This is a genomic window from Mycobacterium sp. 852002-30065_SCH5024008, assembly GCF_001665645.1.
Classification (GTDB): domain Bacteria; phylum Actinomycetota; class Actinomycetes; order Mycobacteriales; family Mycobacteriaceae; genus Mycobacterium; species Mycobacterium paraffinicum.
In genome coordinates this window covers 12,996-28,716 of the sequence record NZ_LZSZ01000097.1, presented here as the reverse complement: position 1 = coordinate 28,716, position 15,721 = coordinate 12,996, and the positions used below count along the sequence as shown (strand labels likewise).

General features: G+C 64.7%; 18 protein-coding genes and 1 pseudogene. 12 read left to right on the top strand and 7 right to left on the bottom strand.

What is annotated here, in order from left to right:
* Nucleotide 1 precedes the first annotated feature (1 nt).
* Both A5781_RS25595 and A5781_RS13310 read left to right on the top strand, forming a co-directional pair.
* Complete coding sequence (locus A5781_RS25595) at nucleotides 2-151, top strand: hypothetical protein (RefSeq protein WP_197503827.1); 150 nt, start codon at nucleotides 2-4, stop codon at nucleotides 149-151.
* 83 nt (nucleotides 152-234) lie between these two features.
* On the top strand, nucleotides 235-678 hold the full coding sequence (locus A5781_RS13310; protein ID WP_067206358.1) for a limonene-1,2-epoxide hydrolase family protein: 444 nt from the start codon (nucleotides 235-237) through the stop codon (nucleotides 676-678).
* Nucleotides 679-703: 25 nt separating this feature from the next.
* On the opposite strand, the gene A5781_RS13305 is transcribed toward A5781_RS13310, so the two are convergent.
* The 3 genes from A5781_RS13305 to A5781_RS13295 form a co-directional block, all read right to left on the bottom strand.
* On the bottom strand, nucleotides 704-1,264 hold the full coding sequence (locus A5781_RS13305) for an FKBP-type peptidyl-prolyl cis-trans isomerase (RefSeq protein ID WP_067206354.1): 561 nt from the start codon (nucleotides 1,262-1,264) through the stop codon (nucleotides 704-706).
* A gap of 48 nt (nucleotides 1,265-1,312) precedes the next feature.
* Nucleotides 1,313-1,624, bottom strand: coding sequence for a DUF732 domain-containing protein (locus A5781_RS13300; RefSeq protein WP_082939330.1), 312 nt, complete (start codon nucleotides 1,622-1,624; stop codon nucleotides 1,313-1,315).
* 176 nt (nucleotides 1,625-1,800) lie between these two features.
* The gene (locus A5781_RS13295) at nucleotides 1,801-2,169 is read right to left on the bottom strand and encodes a hypothetical protein (RefSeq protein ID WP_067206345.1); all 369 of its coding nucleotides are present in this window, start codon (nucleotides 2,167-2,169) and stop codon (nucleotides 1,801-1,803) included.
* Between the two features lie 166 nt (nucleotides 2,170-2,335).
* Here A5781_RS13295 and A5781_RS13290 point away from each other — a divergent pair, with 166 nt between their 5' ends.
* On the top strand, nucleotides 2,336-4,639 hold the full coding sequence (locus A5781_RS13290) for a bifunctional diguanylate cyclase/phosphodiesterase (protein ID WP_197503826.1): 2,304 nt from the start codon (nucleotides 2,336-2,338) through the stop codon (nucleotides 4,637-4,639).
* 22 nt (nucleotides 4,640-4,661) lie between these two features.
* Here the strand turns inward: A5781_RS13290 and A5781_RS13285 are convergent, their stop codons facing one another.
* Both A5781_RS13285 and A5781_RS13280 read right to left on the bottom strand, forming a co-directional pair.
* A complete protein-coding gene (locus A5781_RS13285; protein WP_067206337.1) occupies nucleotides 4,662-5,138 on the bottom strand; it encodes an ATPase in 477 nt (158 codons plus the stop codon).
* Nucleotides 5,135-5,839 carry a DUF899 family protein gene (locus tag A5781_RS13280; protein ID WP_067206576.1) on the bottom strand — a complete coding sequence of 235 codons (705 nt, stop codon included), beginning with the start codon at nucleotides 5,837-5,839 and terminating at the stop codon, nucleotides 5,135-5,137. Before A5781_RS13280 ends, A5781_RS13285 begins: the two co-directional genes overlap by 4 nt.
* A 218-nt stretch (nucleotides 5,840-6,057) precedes the next feature.
* Between A5781_RS13280 and A5781_RS13275 the strand changes: the two genes are divergently transcribed.
* The 3 genes and pseudogenes from A5781_RS13275 to A5781_RS13265 form a co-directional block, all read left to right on the top strand.
* The gene (locus A5781_RS13275; protein WP_067206334.1) at nucleotides 6,058-6,288 is read left to right on the top strand and encodes a DUF167 domain-containing protein; all 231 of its coding nucleotides are present in this window, start codon (nucleotides 6,058-6,060) and stop codon (nucleotides 6,286-6,288) included.
* Nucleotides 6,289-6,410: 122 nt separating this feature from the next.
* Nucleotides 6,411-7,223 (top strand): PPOX class F420-dependent oxidoreductase, encoded by an 813-nt coding sequence (locus A5781_RS13270; RefSeq protein WP_067206331.1) that lies wholly within the window; start codon nucleotides 6,411-6,413, stop codon nucleotides 7,221-7,223.
* A 251-nt stretch (nucleotides 7,224-7,474) separates the two neighbouring features.
* A pseudogene (locus A5781_RS13265) lies at nucleotides 7,475-7,744 on the top strand (hypothetical protein); the annotation flags it as partial.
* A gap of 20 nt (nucleotides 7,745-7,764) precedes the next feature.
* Here the strand turns inward: A5781_RS13265 and A5781_RS26210 are convergent.
* A complete protein-coding gene (locus A5781_RS26210) occupies nucleotides 7,765-8,064 on the bottom strand; it encodes a hypothetical protein (protein WP_082939328.1) in 300 nt (99 codons plus the stop codon).
* Nucleotides 8,065-8,360: 296 nt separating this feature from the next.
* Entirely contained in the window at nucleotides 8,361-9,194 is an 834-nt protein-coding gene (locus A5781_RS13255) for a helix-turn-helix transcriptional regulator (RefSeq protein ID WP_067206325.1), read from the bottom strand.
* 101 nt (nucleotides 9,195-9,295) lie between these two features.
* Here A5781_RS13255 and A5781_RS13250 point away from each other — a divergent pair, with 101 nt between their 5' ends.
* The 6 genes from A5781_RS13250 (at nucleotide 9,296) to A5781_RS13225 (ending at nucleotide 15,655) form a co-directional block, all read left to right on the top strand.
* Nucleotides 9,296-9,997 (top strand): SDR family oxidoreductase, encoded by a 702-nt coding sequence (locus A5781_RS13250; protein WP_067206322.1) that lies wholly within the window; start codon nucleotides 9,296-9,298, stop codon nucleotides 9,995-9,997.
* Between the two features lie 167 nt (nucleotides 9,998-10,164).
* Nucleotides 10,165-10,641, top strand: a complete 477-nt coding sequence (locus tag A5781_RS13245) for a DUF1772 domain-containing protein (RefSeq protein ID WP_067206319.1) — start codon at nucleotides 10,165-10,167, stop codon at nucleotides 10,639-10,641.
* A 45-nt stretch (nucleotides 10,642-10,686) separates the two neighbouring features.
* Nucleotides 10,687-11,004, top strand: coding sequence for an NIPSNAP family protein (locus tag A5781_RS13240; RefSeq protein WP_067206316.1), 318 nt, complete (start codon nucleotides 10,687-10,689; stop codon nucleotides 11,002-11,004).
* Between the two features lie 21 nt (nucleotides 11,005-11,025).
* Nucleotides 11,026-11,409: a DUF4267 domain-containing protein gene (locus A5781_RS13235; RefSeq protein WP_369817721.1), complete on the top strand. Its 384-nt coding sequence runs from the start codon at nucleotides 11,026-11,028 to the stop codon at nucleotides 11,407-11,409.
* A 440-nt stretch (nucleotides 11,410-11,849) separates the two neighbouring features.
* Nucleotides 11,850-12,956, top strand: coding sequence for a methyltransferase (locus A5781_RS13230; RefSeq protein ID WP_067206313.1), 1,107 nt, complete (start codon nucleotides 11,850-11,852; stop codon nucleotides 12,954-12,956).
* A 356-nt stretch (nucleotides 12,957-13,312) separates the two neighbouring features.
* On the top strand, nucleotides 13,313-15,655 hold the full coding sequence (locus A5781_RS13225; protein ID WP_082939327.1) for a bifunctional diguanylate cyclase/phosphodiesterase: 2,343 nt from the start codon (nucleotides 13,313-13,315) through the stop codon (nucleotides 15,653-15,655).
* Nucleotides 15,656-15,721: the final 66 nt, after the last annotated feature.

Sequence of the window (15,721 nt, the reverse complement as noted above, 5' to 3'; positions counted from 1 at the left end):
GGTGATTGCTGCGGACGGGGCGGCGGAGCGGGACCGGTTGGCCCAGACGCTCGGCAGCGCGGGCGCGACGCCGGCGGTCCGAATCTGGACGGAGATGGCGTCGGGCCACATCGAAGACGACGTCACCATCATCAGCCTCCGCCGTCCGTGAGCTGATCGCGCGAAGCCATACGCAAACGGCTCTCGGCATCTACAGTTCAGCGAATAGAGCCGATGACGTCTAAAGGAAGCAAGATGGCGAAAAGCGTTGCGCCCAAAAATGACAACGAAAAAATCGTAGTCGATTTTATACATGCCGCTTACGGCGAGAGCATGGACATCGACGGGATGACCGCGCTCATGGCCGACGACTTTGTCTGGCAACTTCACGTGCCTCTTTCGCCGGTCGTTCGCGGGCGTGACGCGGCGCGCGCGGAACTCGAGAAGCACAACACACTTTCGACGGGAATGGTCGAGGGGAGCGAGATCCGCACCATCTTGTCCGACGGTGACAGCGTCGTCGTCGAGCGCGTCGATGTGAACTCCATGAACGGTGTCGCCGTCACGTTCTACGTCACGGCGTTCTTCGGTGTCCGCGACGGCTCGATCACTTACTGGCGCGAGTATTGGGATACCACCCATGTCGCTCAGCAACTCGGCATTGATCCCGCGCTCATGTTCGCGCCGCTGAGCGGTTGAGCGACAGGGGTTTTAGCGCGCCGAGCTAGCTGGATGCGCTGAGGATCTTGATCGCGAACACGAGCGAGTCTCCGGGCCGGATTCCAGCGCTGGGTTGGCCGTTGGGGTATCCATCCGCGGAAGTCATCGCGACGCCCACCGTGGACCCGACCTTTTGCCCCGCGATGGCCTTCTGGAATCCGGGCACGACGCCGTTGAGCGGGAAGTCGACGGGGGCGCCCCGTTGATAGCTGCTGTCGAACACCGACCCGTCACGTCCATTGACGCCCATGTAGCAGACGGAGACCGTGGCCGTGGGGGAGACCACCGGTCCGTCTCCGGCGTGCAGCGTATGCACCTGGGTCTGGGTCACGCTGAACGGCGCCGTCACGTCCACGCGCGGTGCCGTCGTGTCCGTGGACCCGGTAACCGCTACGCTGCCGGTGCTTCCGGCCAGCGTCCAGTCCGGCGTTCCGCCATTCTGTGCGGGTGCTGTCGGGCACGAGCCGGCCGCGGTTGCCGTGCCCGATCCGGCGAGGGTCAGAACGGTTGCCGCGACGCAGGCCGCGACGGAGGAATACACCAGGGAGGACTTCACGGCCGTCACGCTACAGCCAGTTGAGTTGTCCGTTGGCGGTAGCCCTGCGCCTGCCCGTCAGGTGCAGAGGCTGGGGGCGTCGCACACGTTGCCGGGGCAATAGATCGAGTGCGCGGCGTCGACCATGGTGCCGACGTCCAACAACGTCACGCCCCTCGCGTTCAAGTGGGCGTGAACGTCGTCGGCAATTTGTTGTGGCGTCCAACCCCAAGTGAGGTCGTAGCAGATGAGGTGCGCCTCCCCGATGAGCGCCTCTTCCGTCTGGGGCGGCCAGCTGAGTCCGACGGCGCGCAGTTGTGCGAGGTATGCGTCGTCTTGTGGGGTGGCAGCCGCAAGCGCGGCGCTGCTAACCAGGGCGGCGCCGGCCATCACGGGGATGGCGAGTGTGGCCAGCCAACGAGGTGAGGGCATTCGATTCCCTTCCATTCTTCTTGGCGTTAGCACGGCCGCAAAAGTGTGCCGCTTCAAAGCGGCGCAGATACGAACAATAGCGAGAAACCCCGAAGGCGGGTCCGCGTTCTCATTCACTGTCGCGCTTGCCGTCTTTAGCCGGTCAGCGCAGCCAGCCCGAAGCCGGCAAAGAGCGCCGCGCCACCCCCGCAGGCGATCGCGCCGGCCGGCGACAACGTCTGGCGCCGCATGCCGTGGACCGCTGCGACGACGTCCAAGGTGTCGACTAGAAGGCCCAGTTGCAGGGCGCGCGTGCGCAGGCGAGGTGAGGCGGTGTCCATGATGGCGATGGCCAGCGTTAGTTCGCGGGAACCGAACAGTTGGGTGGTCAGCGGCTGCTGACGGTCAGAACCCAACCCGATCAGAGCCCCTGTCTTTTTGGGAGCAAGCCATGCGCTCAGGCCTGTCGCAAACCGCAATGCGGCGAAAGTGGGCAGGAGTACGCGGTTTCGGGTCTCGTTCATACGCCCACCCTCTCAAAAGTGAGGCTTCCAGAGCCATTGGACCTGGTGCGGTGTCCTGATCCCGTTCGGGGCCGTAATGGCCGAGAATCAGGTAAGCAAATTTGCAGAACTACTTTGCGGTGTGTCTTATCCTGCTTGCGAAACCGCGCCCAGCAGATTGAGGGGAATGTTGTCTCTGACACGAAGCCGCGTTGTGGTGGTCGTGTTGGCAACTATCGGGCTCCTCGCGTTCGCGACGATGCTGTTCATCTCGAACGGCGCCTCGGGCCGAGGGCTAGTCGCCCCGGCAGGCTCCGTCATTGCAGGCGTCTTTGTACTCGCATGTTCAGCCAGTGCCGCGCACGCTTCTCGAGGCCGCCAACGCCTCGCGTGGACCGTTCTGTCTACCGGGTTGCTCGGCTGGACCGCCGGCCAAGCAGTGTGGTGCTACGTCGCGGTGGGTGGCAGTCTTCCGGTCGCAGGCCTCTCGGCGGCCAACTTCGGCTACCTCATCTTGCCGCTGTGTGCGCTGGCGGCCGCGCTCGCAATTCCCAGCCGGGATGACGCGCGATTTGGGATCGGCCTCCTGCTTGACGGCATCCTCGTCACCGCGTCGCTGTTGATCGTTCTTGTCATCCTGGCGTTGGGTCGCGCGGCGCACTCATCACAGACGGTCAGCGTGCCAGCGCTCCTGCTGGCCACCGCCGCGGGCGTGTATGTGGGGCTTGTCGCCACGACCTTCGTCGTGGTGAGGAAGGCCGAGGCGGGCCGCAAGCTTTCACCCACGCTGATGATGCTGGGGTGGGGCATCATCGCAGTGGCCGGGGTGGTCCACGTCGCAACGGATCACGCCGACCAGGCGCCGAATAACCTCGTGGTTCTCGGGTGGGCAGGCGGAATGTACTTTGTCGCGCTGTCCGGAATCACTTCTCAGCCGAGCCAGGAACCCGACCTCGGTTTTTCGCAGCCCTCTTCGAGGGCATCGTTGTGGCTGCCCTACCTGCCCGTGTTGCTGGCCATTGTCGTTGGTACCGTGCACTTTTGGCCCGCATACCGGGGCGAGGCGTTCATCTTCTTGGTTTGCGTCGTACTTTTCGTTACCACCCTGGCCCGCCACATCTTGCTGCTCGACCGAAAGCAACGTCTGCTCGTCGCGGTCTCTGACGCCGCCCTACGGGATCCGCTAACGGGGCTGGCAAATCAGCGACTATTTGATGATCGCCTGGCGCACGCGCTGCGCTTGCACGTTCAGCACAGCGTGCCGGTCAGCGTGCTCACGGTGAGCGTCGATGATTTCAAGCTGGTGAACGATACACTGGGTTATGACGTCGGCGACGAGCTCCTGCGCGCCGTCGGCCAGCGGATCCAAGCCAATACCAACGACATTCACACCGTTGCGCGGATGAACGGTGACGAATTCGCGATTCTGGTCGAAGACCGTCCCGACGCGGCAACGCAGGTTGCCAACGGGTTGGCGCGATCTTTCGAGGAACCCATCGACATCGAGGATCACCGCCTGGACGTGCGCGTGAGCATCGGTGTGGCATCGGCTAATTCAGGGCTCGCCGGCGCCCCCACGCCGGGTGATCTCCTCAGACAGGCCGATTCGGCACGATCCGTTGCCCGGCAGGCGAACTCGGCCAATGTCAGGACGTTCACACCCGAGATGGACGATCAACTTGGCGGAGCGCCGGCATACGACAGTGCCATCGCGCGACTCCAGCTGCTCGGCGAACTGCGACGCGCCATTGAGAACGGCTCACTGACCCTGCTATACCAGCCGAAATTCGGCTTGCTGACCGGTTCCGTGCGCGGAGTAGAGGCGCTCGTCCGGTGGCAGCACCCGCGATTTGGCGTACTGAAGCCCGCCCAGTTTTTGCCCCTGGTTCGCGAGCACGGGCTGATGCATGCGCTCACCGATCTGGTGCTGTCGCGCGCGGTCGCCGACGCTGCCGCTTGGCATGCGGCAGGCGCCGCGATCCCGGTCGCGATCAATCTGGCGGCGCCCTCCCTCGATAAGGATGCGCTGCCCGACCGGATCATGTCCGTGCTCCACACATACGCAATGTCTCCTGGTTCTCTCACGATTGAGATCACCGAGGATTTGGTGGTGGCCGACCTGGCTAAGGCCCGCACGGTGCTCAATCGTCTCCGGGAGAACGGCATCCGGGTGGCGATCGACGACTTCGGCAGCGGCTACGCCACTCTGACCTATCTGCGCGAGCTACCGGTCGACGAAGTCAAACTCGGCCGCGAATTCATCGCGCCGATCCTGCACGACGACCGAGCCGCAATCATTACGCACTCGGTCATCGAGTTGGCATCTGCGTTCGGCATCGCGACCGTTGCGGAAGGCGTCGAGGACCTCGCCACGGCCCAACGACTCAAGGACTACGGTTGCGACGCCGTACAGGGGAACTTCTTCTGCCGCCCGTTGCCCGCTTCCGAGATCCCGCGAGTCTCTGGCATCTCGACGCTCGCGGCGCCATAGTCGTCGTCTTCCAATTGACGGCTCAGTTCGCGACCGATCGCTCCAGCGTGGCCAGCGACGCGGCGAGGTAGTCCTCGCCGAAGATCGGCATCTCGCCGACTCGTTCGCGGAACTCCTGCGGTGTGCCGCTCCAGTCATAGGTGAGCGTCACGTCGGTGTGGTTCCCGTTAGGTGCGAGGTCGTAGCGCCAGAACCAACCACCGGGATTGTGGTTGCCCGCGTCGTCGAGTATGCCCGGCATCCACCCGATGGCACGGTCCTGGTCGAACACATTGACCAGGTTGTGGGTGACGTAGTCACCGCCGGCCTGGGTGAGGTACATGTTCATCGCGAACATCTGGCCCGCGCGGGTGATGGGCGCGGCGTCCACCGCGTCACGGACCCAGTCAGTGGGCTCGGTTTTCTGGTGGCGGGACGGGTCGACGAGCACCGCGAAGATCTCGGCCGGCGTCGCGGCGATGGTGCGGGTGACGACGTAACGTTCGGCGGTTGCGCTCATTCGTTGTCCTCACTGGCGGGCCCGTAGGCGGCTGCGATATCGGGGGAGTCGAGCCAACCCGAGTAAGTGGGGCGCGAGGGCCACCCTTCGGGCGAATCGAGCCATTCCTCCTGCCGGCCCCAGGGCAGGATGTCGATCAGGCCAAAGGAGTGACTGAGCTGCTCGGTGCCCCGCCCATTGGTATGCCAGGTCCTGTACACCGTGTCCCCGTCGCGCAGGAACACGCTGACGCCAAAACCGCCGCCGGGCGGAGCATCCATGTCGGTGGCGAAGGGGCTCCGCGACGACGAATACCACTCCATGCGGTTGCCGACCTTCCGCTTGTAGGCGAGGGCTTCCTCGATCGGTCCGTTGGTGACGATGACGAACCGGGCGTCGTAGTTGTCGAGGAACTCCAGTCGGGTGAACTGCGACGTGAAGCCCGTGCATCCGCCGCATTGCCACTGGGCGCCGTCCGACCACATGTGGTGGTACACGATGAGCTGGGAGCGGCCGGCGAACACGTCGACCAGGCGGATCGGGCCATCAGCCCCGATCAGGGTGTAGTCGGCCAACTCGACCATCGGCAGACGCCGGCGTTGAGCGGCGACCTCATCCAATTCTCGAGTGGCGGCCTTCTCCCTTTTGCGCAATTCGTCGAGCGCGGCGCGCCACGTTTGTTGATCTACGACCGGCGGCAGGGCCGTGGCTTTGGGTGACATGGGATCCACCTTTGCTTCGATTTCTTCGTCCCGAAAGGTCTGACTGCCGAAGTGTCCGGAATTCATCGGAGCGTCCGCATGGTGGGCAAGCCATCGTCCGGAGACGCAACCAGTCGAGCGGCGCAAACCAGAGCGTGGCCTCTTCCTACGTCAGCTATGGCAGGGCGCCACCAGGAACCGGCAGGGGAGCGTGTGCCCGGCCGGTAGCCTTACGCGGCATGAGCGACTCCGTCTTCGTCAGGGTCAAGCCCGGCAGTCGCAAGGGGCCCCTCGTTGAGGTCGGTCCTGACGGTGAGCTGACCGTCTACGTTCGGGAACCTGCGGTTGACGGCAAGGCCAACGACGCCGTGACCCGGCTACTGGCAGCCCACCTGCGATTGCCAAGGAGCCAGGTCGAATTGATATCCGGAACCACAACACGGCTCAAACGTTTCCGCGTGAACCGTTGAGTGCCGCGCGACGCGGCGCAAGCCTGGGCACCCGTCGGCGCCATCGCCCGCCTCGTCACATATTGATGCCCAATTCCGTCTAGCGAGTAGGAGCAGTAAGGAAGCATCGTCGGAAGGGCGGCATGATGAATCGCTTGAGTACGGTCGCGCAGATCTACCTGGTCGCGGTTACAGCGGCCGTGGGGGCGACCACCGCTGGGATCGGGATCTGGTGCCTAGTCGATCCGAATTCGTTCGCCGATGCCGTCGGATTCGATGCGCATCGGCACTTCCTGCATGACGTGGGCGCGTTCCAGCTGGGCCTGGGCGTCACCCTGCTCCTCGCGCTGATCTGGGCGGACGCGTTGGCAACGGCGCTCGCGGGATTCATCGCGGCGAACACCGTGCACACGGTGAACCACGTCGTGGACCTCGACGTGGGTGGTTCGGCCGCGCAAGCGTGGGTTCTCGGAGTGGTGTCAGTTGCCCTGGCCCTGGCATTCGGGCTGCGGTTGCGTCAACTCGGCTACGTTCTGGGCTCCGTTGGCACGGCAGCCAACCCGACGTTGGTGCCCTTCGTGCGCCAGAAGACCATCGCGCTCACCACCTTTCGCAAGGACGGCACTCCGGGCTCGAGCCCGGTCAGCATCGTGGTGGAAGGAGATCGCGCCTACTTTCGAAGTTTCGAACGGGCGGTCAAAGTGCGCCGGATTCGCCGTAACCCGAGCGTTGAATTCGGCCCGGCGACGGCATCGGGGAAGCCGACGGGAACCGCGCTGCCTGGCCGCGTGCGTCTGCTAGAGGGGGCTGAATATCAGAAGGCGGCACGTCTGCTGCGGCAGAAATATCCTGTTCTGCATGGCGTGCTGGTGCCGTCCGCACACCGGCTCATGCGGCGCAAGTTCGGCCGCACGATTCACGCGGAGGTGACTCTGTTGTCGGAATCTAGGACTTAGCCGCTCGCACGCTGATTCTCTCGCCTAAATACGTTTGGGCACGGCCCCTTTCGCACCTGCATTAAGCTCCGCTTTGATCCCGTCCGCGGTATCTGTCGACGGAGGAGTTATACGGAGGGTAGAGCGAGTCGTGTTTGGCCTACCGCTTCGTTTCACCTCTGCTGGTGAGCTCATCGATGGGCAAATCGGAGACGGTCCGAGTCGTAACCGGGACGTAGTCGGCCGGAACGGGTATGGGTGACAAGTCCTTGCGCCAGCGGGCGCGGCAGCGCGGCCACGGCGACGAGTTCATGGACATGAACGTCGACGTCGATCCGGACCGGGACGAACCGGCAACAATGGCGTCAGAACGCGGTGCCGGGAATCTGGGGTACAGCGGCGCAGCACGCAAGGAAACCGATGCCGCGACGGGCCCGGCCGATCTGGCCGGTGATGAATTCGGCGGCGGGCCCAGCATGCCGATGATTCCAGGCACCTGGGCCCCGGAGGGCGGCCAAGCAGTGCACGACAGCGAGGACTGAGGTTCCTTAACGCTCGGGCGTCAGTGCTCGTCGTAATGTTCGCCGTGAGCGGCGTGCCGACAGCCGTCATGTACGTAGTCGACGTGATCCCCGTGCGGGATCGCGACGTGGCCACACCCTTCGCCGTGCCGATGGTCGTGCGGCTCGTGCACCTCGTGGGCGGCGGGCTCACATTCGTCGTAGTGGTTCTCGTGCTGCCGATGAACATGACCGTCGTGCACGTAGTCGACGTGATCCGCATGCGGGATCGCGACGTGACCGCAACCCGCGCCATGCACGTGCTCGTGCTGGAGATGCTCGTTGTGCAGAGTGCCGGTCATTGTCTCTCACCGCCCATGCCGAAATTGGATTCGCGCGCCTAGTGCGACCAACAGCCCCACTGTAGCTCCGTGCTCGCACACGACGCCAGACCTCGGCCACATTTCCTCTATCCGTTGACCGGGTCACAACCTGGACCGACAACACCGCGGCAGCAACGACTTTCAAGAGGGTCTGGGTCGTGTCCACGGCACTTACTTCCGCTGTCATCAGGCGAGTATTTGACGCCCTACCTTGCGAAATCAAAAAGGCGATGCCGACCGACGTCCTGGCCTCCCCGCAGGCGCGCGGCGACGAACTAGCCGACGAGCAGCTGGGTGCCGATGACCCCCAGCAGCGCCAGCCGTTCGGCATCCTCGGACCCAGGCTCGGCGGTGTAGAGCATGATCGTCAGGTCGGCGCCGGGAACGGTCAGCACGTCGCAGTCGAGGGTGATGGCGCCGACCTCCGGGTGGTCGATGATCTTGCGCGACGCCAGCTGGTGGTCTGCGACGGCGCCCGAATCCCACAGCGCGGCGAACAGGTCGCTCCCGGCGCGTACTTCGTGGATCAACCGTCGAACGGTCTGGTCGGCGGGGTAGCGCTGCGCCGTCGCCCGCACCGCCGCGACCTGTGCGGTCTGCAGGTCGAGCAGAGACTCCGGCGTGTGCCGTACTCGACCAGGCGAGCCGAGGAAGTTGCGCCACAAGGCGTTTCTCTCGTTGCCGATGTGCTCGCCCATCAGCGCAACGTAGAGCGGGCTGGCCATCAGCTGCGTCATCGCCGCGTCGAAGACGGCCACCGGCGTCTCGCGTAGCCGATCGAGCATCCGCTGCACGCCCGGCGGGATGTAGGCCGGCACCGTGCCCTGGCCCGGCGGCACCCGGCCGGCCAGATTGAACAACCGGGCGCGTTCGGCGCAGGACAGCCGCAACGCGCGGGCGAGGGCCTCGATGACCTGTTCGGATGGATTGACCGCCCGGCCCTGCTCCAGCCGGGTGATGTAGTCGACCGAGATCCCGGCCAGCTGCGCGACTTCTTCGCGGCGCAGGCCCGTAGCCCGCCGACGGCCTCCGACGGGCAGTCCGGCGGCTTCCGGGGTCACCTGGTCGCGCCAGCGTCGCAACGCCAGCCCGAATTCCGTAGTCGCCATGCCTCCACTGTGCGCCTTTTCGGATTGGCCGTCCTGGTATCGACAGTCCTAGGAAGACGGGACTCCTGGCTGGGGGTAGAACCCGGGCGCACCGTGGAGGCATGACGACGACACTCATCACAGGGGCCAATAAGGGCATCGGCCTGGAGACCGCTCGACAGCTGGCGGCGGCGGGACACACCGTGTACCTCGGTAGCCGCAACCCCGAGCTGGGCCGCCGAGCCGCCGAGGCCGTGGGCGCGCAAGCCATCCAACTCGACATCACCGATGACGCATCGGTGCGGGCCGCGGTCCGGACCGTCGAGGTCGACGGCGGTCTCGACGTTCTCATCAACAACGCCGCGATCGAAGAACGAGCCGACGGCAATGCCGTGATCGGGCCCGCCGATGTCACCGCCGAGGTGATGCGAAAGACCTTCGAAACCAATGTCTTCGGGACAGTCCGCGTACTGCACGCATTTTTGCCGCTGCTGGATAGGTCCGCCGCACCGGTGGTGGTCAACGTCAGCAGCGGGCTGGGGTCACTGACCCTGTTTGCGCCCGCCCCGGCGGACGTGTATTCCGGGGTGGCCTATCCGGCGTCGAAAGCGGCGTTGAACATGGTCACGGTGCAGTACGCCAAGGCGTTCCCGCACATCCGGATCAACGCCGTCGATCCCGGGTTCACGAAGACCGACCTGAACGGCAATACCGGTACGCAGACGGTGGCCGAGGGCGCCGAGGCGATCGTCCGCATGGCGCAAATCGGGGCCGACGGTCCGACCGGCAGCTTCGTCAACCGCGACGGTGCGATCCCGTGGTGACCCACATGCGGCCGCCGATCCCGTGGTGACGATCATCCGCCGCTCACGCTCACGACGATCGTCCACTGCGGAATTGTAGCGCCGATAGAACTGCTAGCAACGCTATTGACACCAGTGCGCTCCGGGGTTAGCGTTGCTAGCAGTTAGGACGTGATTGGAGTTACGACATGGTTTTGGACGTCATCACCCGTGCCGTTGCACTCGTCGCGGTACTGGGTACCGCAGTGGTCTACGGGACCGACGTGTTCTGCGCGATCGTGTTGCGACCGGCCTTGGCGTTGGTCGACGACGATGCCGTGGTCGTGGTCATGGGACGCGTGCACCAATACGGAGACCGGCGCATGCCTGTGCCCGGGGCACTCGGGGTTGTTGCCACCGCGACGAGCGCGGTGCTGGCCACGGTGGCAGCGCATTGGGCACAGGCGATCGCGGCGGGCGTCGCGCTGGTTCTGCTGTTGGTCTGGCTTGCGCTGTACACGAAGGTGAGCGCACCAATCAATCGGCGACTGACAGCGGCTGCGGGCGCTAGCCGGCGGCTATCGGAAGGGCGTGCGCTGCAAGAGAAGTGGGACTCGATCATCGGCGCCCGCGCGACGCTGCAGGGTCTGGCCGTGGCCACCTTATGCGTGGTGCTGATGATCTGACGCGCCACCAAGCCAGTCGACTTCAACTGAAGGAGAGCGGGCTCGATGTTTCAGCTCAGGATCTACACGCTGAGATCACCTCAAGCTCTGCAGCAGTACGTGACGCTTCACTGGGCTCGCCACCTGACGACCTTCAAGGCATTCGGGGTCACGACCCACGGCGTGTGGACCGAGCGCAGCGGCGGCGCGAATCGACTCGTCGCGCTGATCCGCTACCCGCCGGGCGCCGACCCTGAACAACTCACCCGGGATGTCATGACCAGCCCCGAATTCGCCGCCGACATGGCCGGCTTCGACGTCGAGGACATCGTCGACGTTCAGATGACACAGCTTGACCCAACGCCGTTTTCACCGATTCACTAGCGAATCCCAGGAGCGCTCGACATGGCCATGACCACCACAATCGGCTACACGCTGGCCGGACTCCTAGCCGCGGGCATCATCTTCATCGGTGCGCGCTTCCTCGTCTCGCCGCGCGTCGCGGCCGCCGGCTACGGCGTGCTCGCCGATCTGGACCGACCGGGTGCGGGTGCGTACCTAAGCGTCAAGGGCATCCGCGACATCGCCACGGGGGTGTTCGTCATCATCCTGATGGTCGCGGGCGCGACCCACCTGATCGGCTGGGTGATGTTGGCCGCCACCATCATTCCGCTCGTCGACGCGACCATCGTGCTCCGCAACGGCGGCTCGAAGTCGATCGCGTGGGGAGTCCACGGCGTCACGGCCGTCGTCATGCTCATCACGACCGCGCTGCTGCTCGTGCCCTAAGGGAGGACGGAACGTGCGCGCCATCCGCCCTGACCGTCGAACGTGGTACACCCCAAGGGCTTAACCTGCCGCGACCCCTAGGGGAGGCCCCACAGTGGCTGCCGGAACGCATCCCGTCGCTGTAACGGCGGTAAATGCAAGGATCGCCGCAACGACGACCTTCGTGACTAGACGTGACATGGCGACTCCATTCATCAGGCCCCTGGTCAGACTGTAGAGGGAGCGGGCGTTTATTTCAACCACTATTGAAATATAGCCGGTAGGCGGGCATAGTTCCTATGCGGACGAATTGATCGGTCGCGCAGCAGGAGCGCTTGGGCGGATGGGTTTCGTTGGCGCATTAGTGTGTGCGCTGATCTGCCACGGCAACGGCGGCTCTGCGATTCCCGCCTGAGCGCCTGAGGGAACTGGGCCCGCGGAGAGGGTCCATTGTGGCGACTATGAACGAGAAGGGGAGTCACTTGACGTCTAAGGTTCCGCCGGTCAAGGTCGCGCGAGCCGTTGAACAGGCCCGCCATCACCTGTCGCGGCTGCGCCAGCGGTTCGCTCCACCAGCGGCAGTGATGATGGAGTTGATCTTGAACGCGTGGGTGGCCCAGGCGATCACGTCCGCGGCGGATCTTGGGGTGGCCGACGCCCTGGCGGATGGCCCGCTGTCGGGCGAGCAGCTGGCCGACCGTGTCGGCGCCGACGCCGACGCTCTGGGTCGACTCATGCGCGCGTTGATCGGCATCGGGATTTTCCGCCAGGGTAACGACGGGCGTTACGCACTCACCCCACTCGCGGACACGCTGCGCACCGACGCGCCGGTGTCAATGGCGGGGATGGCGCGGTGGGTCGGCTCGCCGCAGCATCGCGAGCACTGGAGCCACCTGACCGACGCGATTCGAACCGGCAATCCGGTGCTCCCGGAGCTTCGCGGCAAACCGGCGTTCGAGTACCTGGCCGACGAAGTGGAGTTAGGTGGGATCTTCAACTCTGCCATGACCAATGTGTCCGAGTTTTCGACCGTACCCCTGACCGCGGCCTACGACTTCGGTGCGTTCGGCACGATCGTCGATGTGGGCGGCGGACACGGTCGGCTGTTGGCGGCGATCCTCGAGACGGCTCCCAATTCGCGCGGCGTGCTGTTCGATCTTCCGGAGGTCGTGGCCGGCGCCCCTGAGTTGTTTCGCAAGCACGGTGTCGATGACCGGGTCCGGATCGAAGAGGGCTCGTTCTTCGATTCAGTGCCGCAGGGCGGCGACGCGTATGTGCTCAAAAACGTCATCCACGACTGGCCCGAGGAAGACGCGGTGCGCATCCTGAAAAACGTCCGCGCCGCGGCCCGGACCGGCGCGCGCCTGTTGCTCTGCGAGTTCGTCATTCCCGACCACGACCGGGACTTCCACGGCAAGTGGGTGGACATCGAGATGCTGGTCGTCGCCGGTGCCCGCGAACGCACCGCAGACGAGTACGGCCGGCTGTTCGATCAAGCCGGTTTCCGGTTGAATCGCGTCGTCGACACCGTGTCGCCGCTCAGCATCATCGAGGCGATTGGGGTGTAGCCAACGCGACCTCGGCGCCTTGGCAGGACACTGCAACGGCAGACGAGGGGTTGGGTGTCGGCTAGGTCAGGATTGCAGTGCGCGGCGTAATCGTGATGGGGACTGCATCCTCGATATTCGAAGCGAATAACACTGGCTTGCCGAACTCTTCCGCGGGAGTTTTTCCGGCAGCGTGGAGATCGCGGGGATCTGTCGCTGACTCACATCTGCAACATCGCGCGCGATCTCCCGATCGGTAATGCTCGCAACGCGTACGACCCCAAAGACGTGGTCGGGAATGGATCGCTTCATCAGCTGACAGGCCTCGAGGCGATGCTGCTTCCGCTTTGCTGAAAAGTCGCTGACGTTTCTCCGGCATGAGCGATAACGGTCCCGGTGCCGTCCTGTTCTGCCAAGATTTACACGTCACGCGGGCTGGAGGGGGCGCGTTGCGGTTTCTGAGTCGCCGCATGGGTTACGGGCTGTCTGCCGTCGTCGTTGCTGCGGCAGAATTCAACGCGCTCGGGCCGTGGGGAGTGGCGACGGCACAGCGGGTGCAGTTCGTTCTCGAAGCGGCCCTGTGCGTTGTCGCGCTGCTCGCCGGGCTGATTGTCGTTCGGCGGGTGGCCGGCCCGGCTCGGTGGTGGCGAGTGACCCTTCTGGCGGCCATCGCCACCTTCCTGGCCGCTGAGACCCTCTCTCAGCGAGTCCGGGCGGCCGATAGCGGCGCGACCGCGCCGTCGTCAGCGGTGGTCGGCTATTTCGTTGCCGGACTGCTGTTCGGTGCGGCGATACTTCTGCTGGTACGGTCCGGCCACCGAGCGTCGGCGCGAACGTGGCTGCAGGGACGGCAGAGGGTAATCACCGCGGGCCTTGATGGATTGTTGGCGACACTGGCGTTCTTCCACCTGGTCTATGTCGCCCGGTTGGGGGCCATGCACGGAGCCGCGCTGCCGAGGTCGACCAACACCGCAGTCGTAACCGGTATCGCGGTGGTCGAGCTCGTCGTGGTGGTGAGCGCGCTTCTGGTGGCGATGTGGTATCCACCGGATCGGCCGGGCCGGGCGAATTACATGCTGCTTGCCGCCGCGGTGATAACCCTGACGTCTTCGGACCGGCTGCTGGCCTACCTTCGCAGCGTCGGAGTGGCGCAGCTGGACTTGTGGATCGGCACCGGATTCGTCATTGCCCCGTTGCTGATCGCATGGAGTTTGCTCGATTTTCCTCCACGCGCCCGTCCCGAACACGACGAAGAAATGCCAACCAACTGGGCGCAGCTCACGCTGCCTTACGTGGGATTCATGGGCAGCACCGCTCTCGTCACCTTCCACGAGCTCATCGGACGCCGGGTCGACCCCATCTTCATCGGCACCTACGTTGCGATGGCCGTGCTTGTCGCGACCCGATACTTCGTGGCGATGCGCGTGCAGCGGATGCTCACCGAACAACTCATCGACGCCAAACGTCGCCTCGCCCATCAGGCTCACCACGACCCGTTGACCCACCTACCCAATCGATTGTTCTTGGCGCAGCGGCTGGACGATGCGATACGCGACGGACCTTTCGTGCTGATCTTCGTCGACATCGACGATTTCAAAGAGGTCAACGACCGATTCGGGCACGCCGCCGGTGACGAACTGCTATGCGCGATCAGCGCGCGGCTCAGGAGTTGCCTTGGCGCCGACGACACACTGGCTCGTGTCGGGGGAGACGAGTTCGCCATCCTCATCACCGGTGTCGTGGAGGCACCCGAACTGGTCGCAGACCAACTGCGGGTAGCGCTTCGCAGCCCTTTCTCGCTACACGGCACGTCGGTGCGGGTGCGCGCCAGCATGGGCCTGGTCAGTCCCGGATGTGACGGCCTGCCTCGGACCTCCGATGACCTACTCAGGCAGGCCGACATCTCGATGTACACCGGAAAGCGGCTGGGGAAGGACACCGCGGTGGTTTACCGGCCGGCGTTCACCGTGGCCGAGGATTTTCCGACCGCGCTTCGGCAGGCGAAAGGTGGTGCTCCACAGGGCTTTCGGCTGAAATATCAACCCATCGTCGGCCTTCCACAGGGCAACCCGGTCGCCGTCGAGGCGCTTGCCCGCTGGACCACACCGAGCGGCATACAGATTCCTCCCCAGACCTTCGTTTCCCTGGCCGAAGCCAACGGCATGGGGGCAGAACTCGATGCCCTGGTACTCGATCGGGCCTGCGCGGACATCCAATCGTCCGGCCTTGGCCTCGACGTTCATATCAACATCGGTGCCGCGCGGTTGGGCAGCGTCGATTTCGAACGGGTCATCAGCCGCACGCTCGCCAGGCACGGGCTGGCGCCGCAACGAATCGTCGTGGAGATCACCGAGACGGTTCCCATTGTGGATCTCGCCGACGCAGCGGCGGCCATCAGACGCCTCAATGCCCTGGGCATCAGGGTAGCCCTGGACGACTTCGGCGCCGGATACAACTCGTTGACCTATTGGCACGAGTTGCCGGTGCAGATTGTGAAACTCGACCGCGGGCTGGCGATGGGTGTCGAGCCGGGACGAAACCTCACGCTGTATCGCTCAGTCATCGGGCTCTGTGAAGCCTTGGGCCTCAACGTCATTGCTGAAGGAATCGAAACCGCCGAGCAGGCCGAGACGGTCTTCATGGCCGGGTGCGGCCTGGCGCAAGGCCATCTGTTCGGTCGGGCCACCGATCTGACTGACATCGTCGCGTCCCAGCCGTGAGGCGCCGGCTCTTGGCTAGCGTCAACTGGACTGAGAACGGAGAGGCGGAAAGATTTTCTGCCGGGC

Coding starts and splice junctions, on each gene's coding strand:
- A5781_RS13240 (WP_067206316.1), top strand. CDS start 10,687: ATGTTTCAGCTCAGGATCTACACGCTGAGATCACCTCAAGCTCTGCAG.
- A5781_RS13300 (WP_082939330.1), bottom strand. CDS start 1,624: ATGGCCGGCGCCGCCCTGGTTAGCAGCGCCGCGCTTGCGGCTGCCACC.
- A5781_RS26210 (WP_082939328.1), bottom strand. CDS start 8,064: ATGACCGGCACTCTGCACAACGAGCATCTCCAGCACGAGCACGTGCAT.
- A5781_RS13310 (WP_067206358.1), top strand. CDS start 235: ATGGCGAAAAGCGTTGCGCCCAAAAATGACAACGAAAAAATCGTAGTC.
- A5781_RS13275 (WP_067206334.1), top strand. CDS start 6,058: ATGAGCGACTCCGTCTTCGTCAGGGTCAAGCCCGGCAGTCGCAAGGGG.
- A5781_RS13255 (WP_067206325.1), bottom strand. CDS start 9,194: ATGGCGACTACGGAATTCGGGCTGGCGTTGCGACGCTGGCGCGACCAG.
- A5781_RS13250 (WP_067206322.1), top strand. CDS start 9,296: ATGACGACGACACTCATCACAGGGGCCAATAAGGGCATCGGCCTGGAG.
- A5781_RS13245 (WP_067206319.1), top strand. CDS start 10,165: ATGGTTTTGGACGTCATCACCCGTGCCGTTGCACTCGTCGCGGTACTG.
- A5781_RS13270 (WP_067206331.1), top strand. CDS start 6,411: ATGATGAATCGCTTGAGTACGGTCGCGCAGATCTACCTGGTCGCGGTT.
- A5781_RS13280 (WP_067206576.1), bottom strand. CDS start 5,839: ATGTCACCCAAAGCCACGGCCCTGCCGCCGGTCGTAGATCAACAAACG.
- A5781_RS13285 (WP_067206337.1), bottom strand. CDS start 5,138: ATGAGCGCAACCGCCGAACGTTACGTCGTCACCCGCACCATCGCCGCG.
- A5781_RS13225 (WP_082939327.1), top strand. CDS start 13,313: ATGAGCGATAACGGTCCCGGTGCCGTCCTGTTCTGCCAAGATTTACAC.
- A5781_RS13295 (WP_067206345.1), bottom strand. CDS start 2,169: ATGAACGAGACCCGAAACCGCGTACTCCTGCCCACTTTCGCCGCATTG.
- A5781_RS13235 (WP_369817721.1), top strand. CDS start 11,026: ATGGCCATGACCACCACAATCGGCTACACGCTGGCCGGACTCCTAGCC.
- A5781_RS13230 (WP_067206313.1), top strand. CDS start 11,850: ATGAACGAGAAGGGGAGTCACTTGACGTCTAAGGTTCCGCCGGTCAAG.
- A5781_RS13290 (WP_197503826.1), top strand. CDS start 2,336: ATGTTGTCTCTGACACGAAGCCGCGTTGTGGTGGTCGTGTTGGCAACT.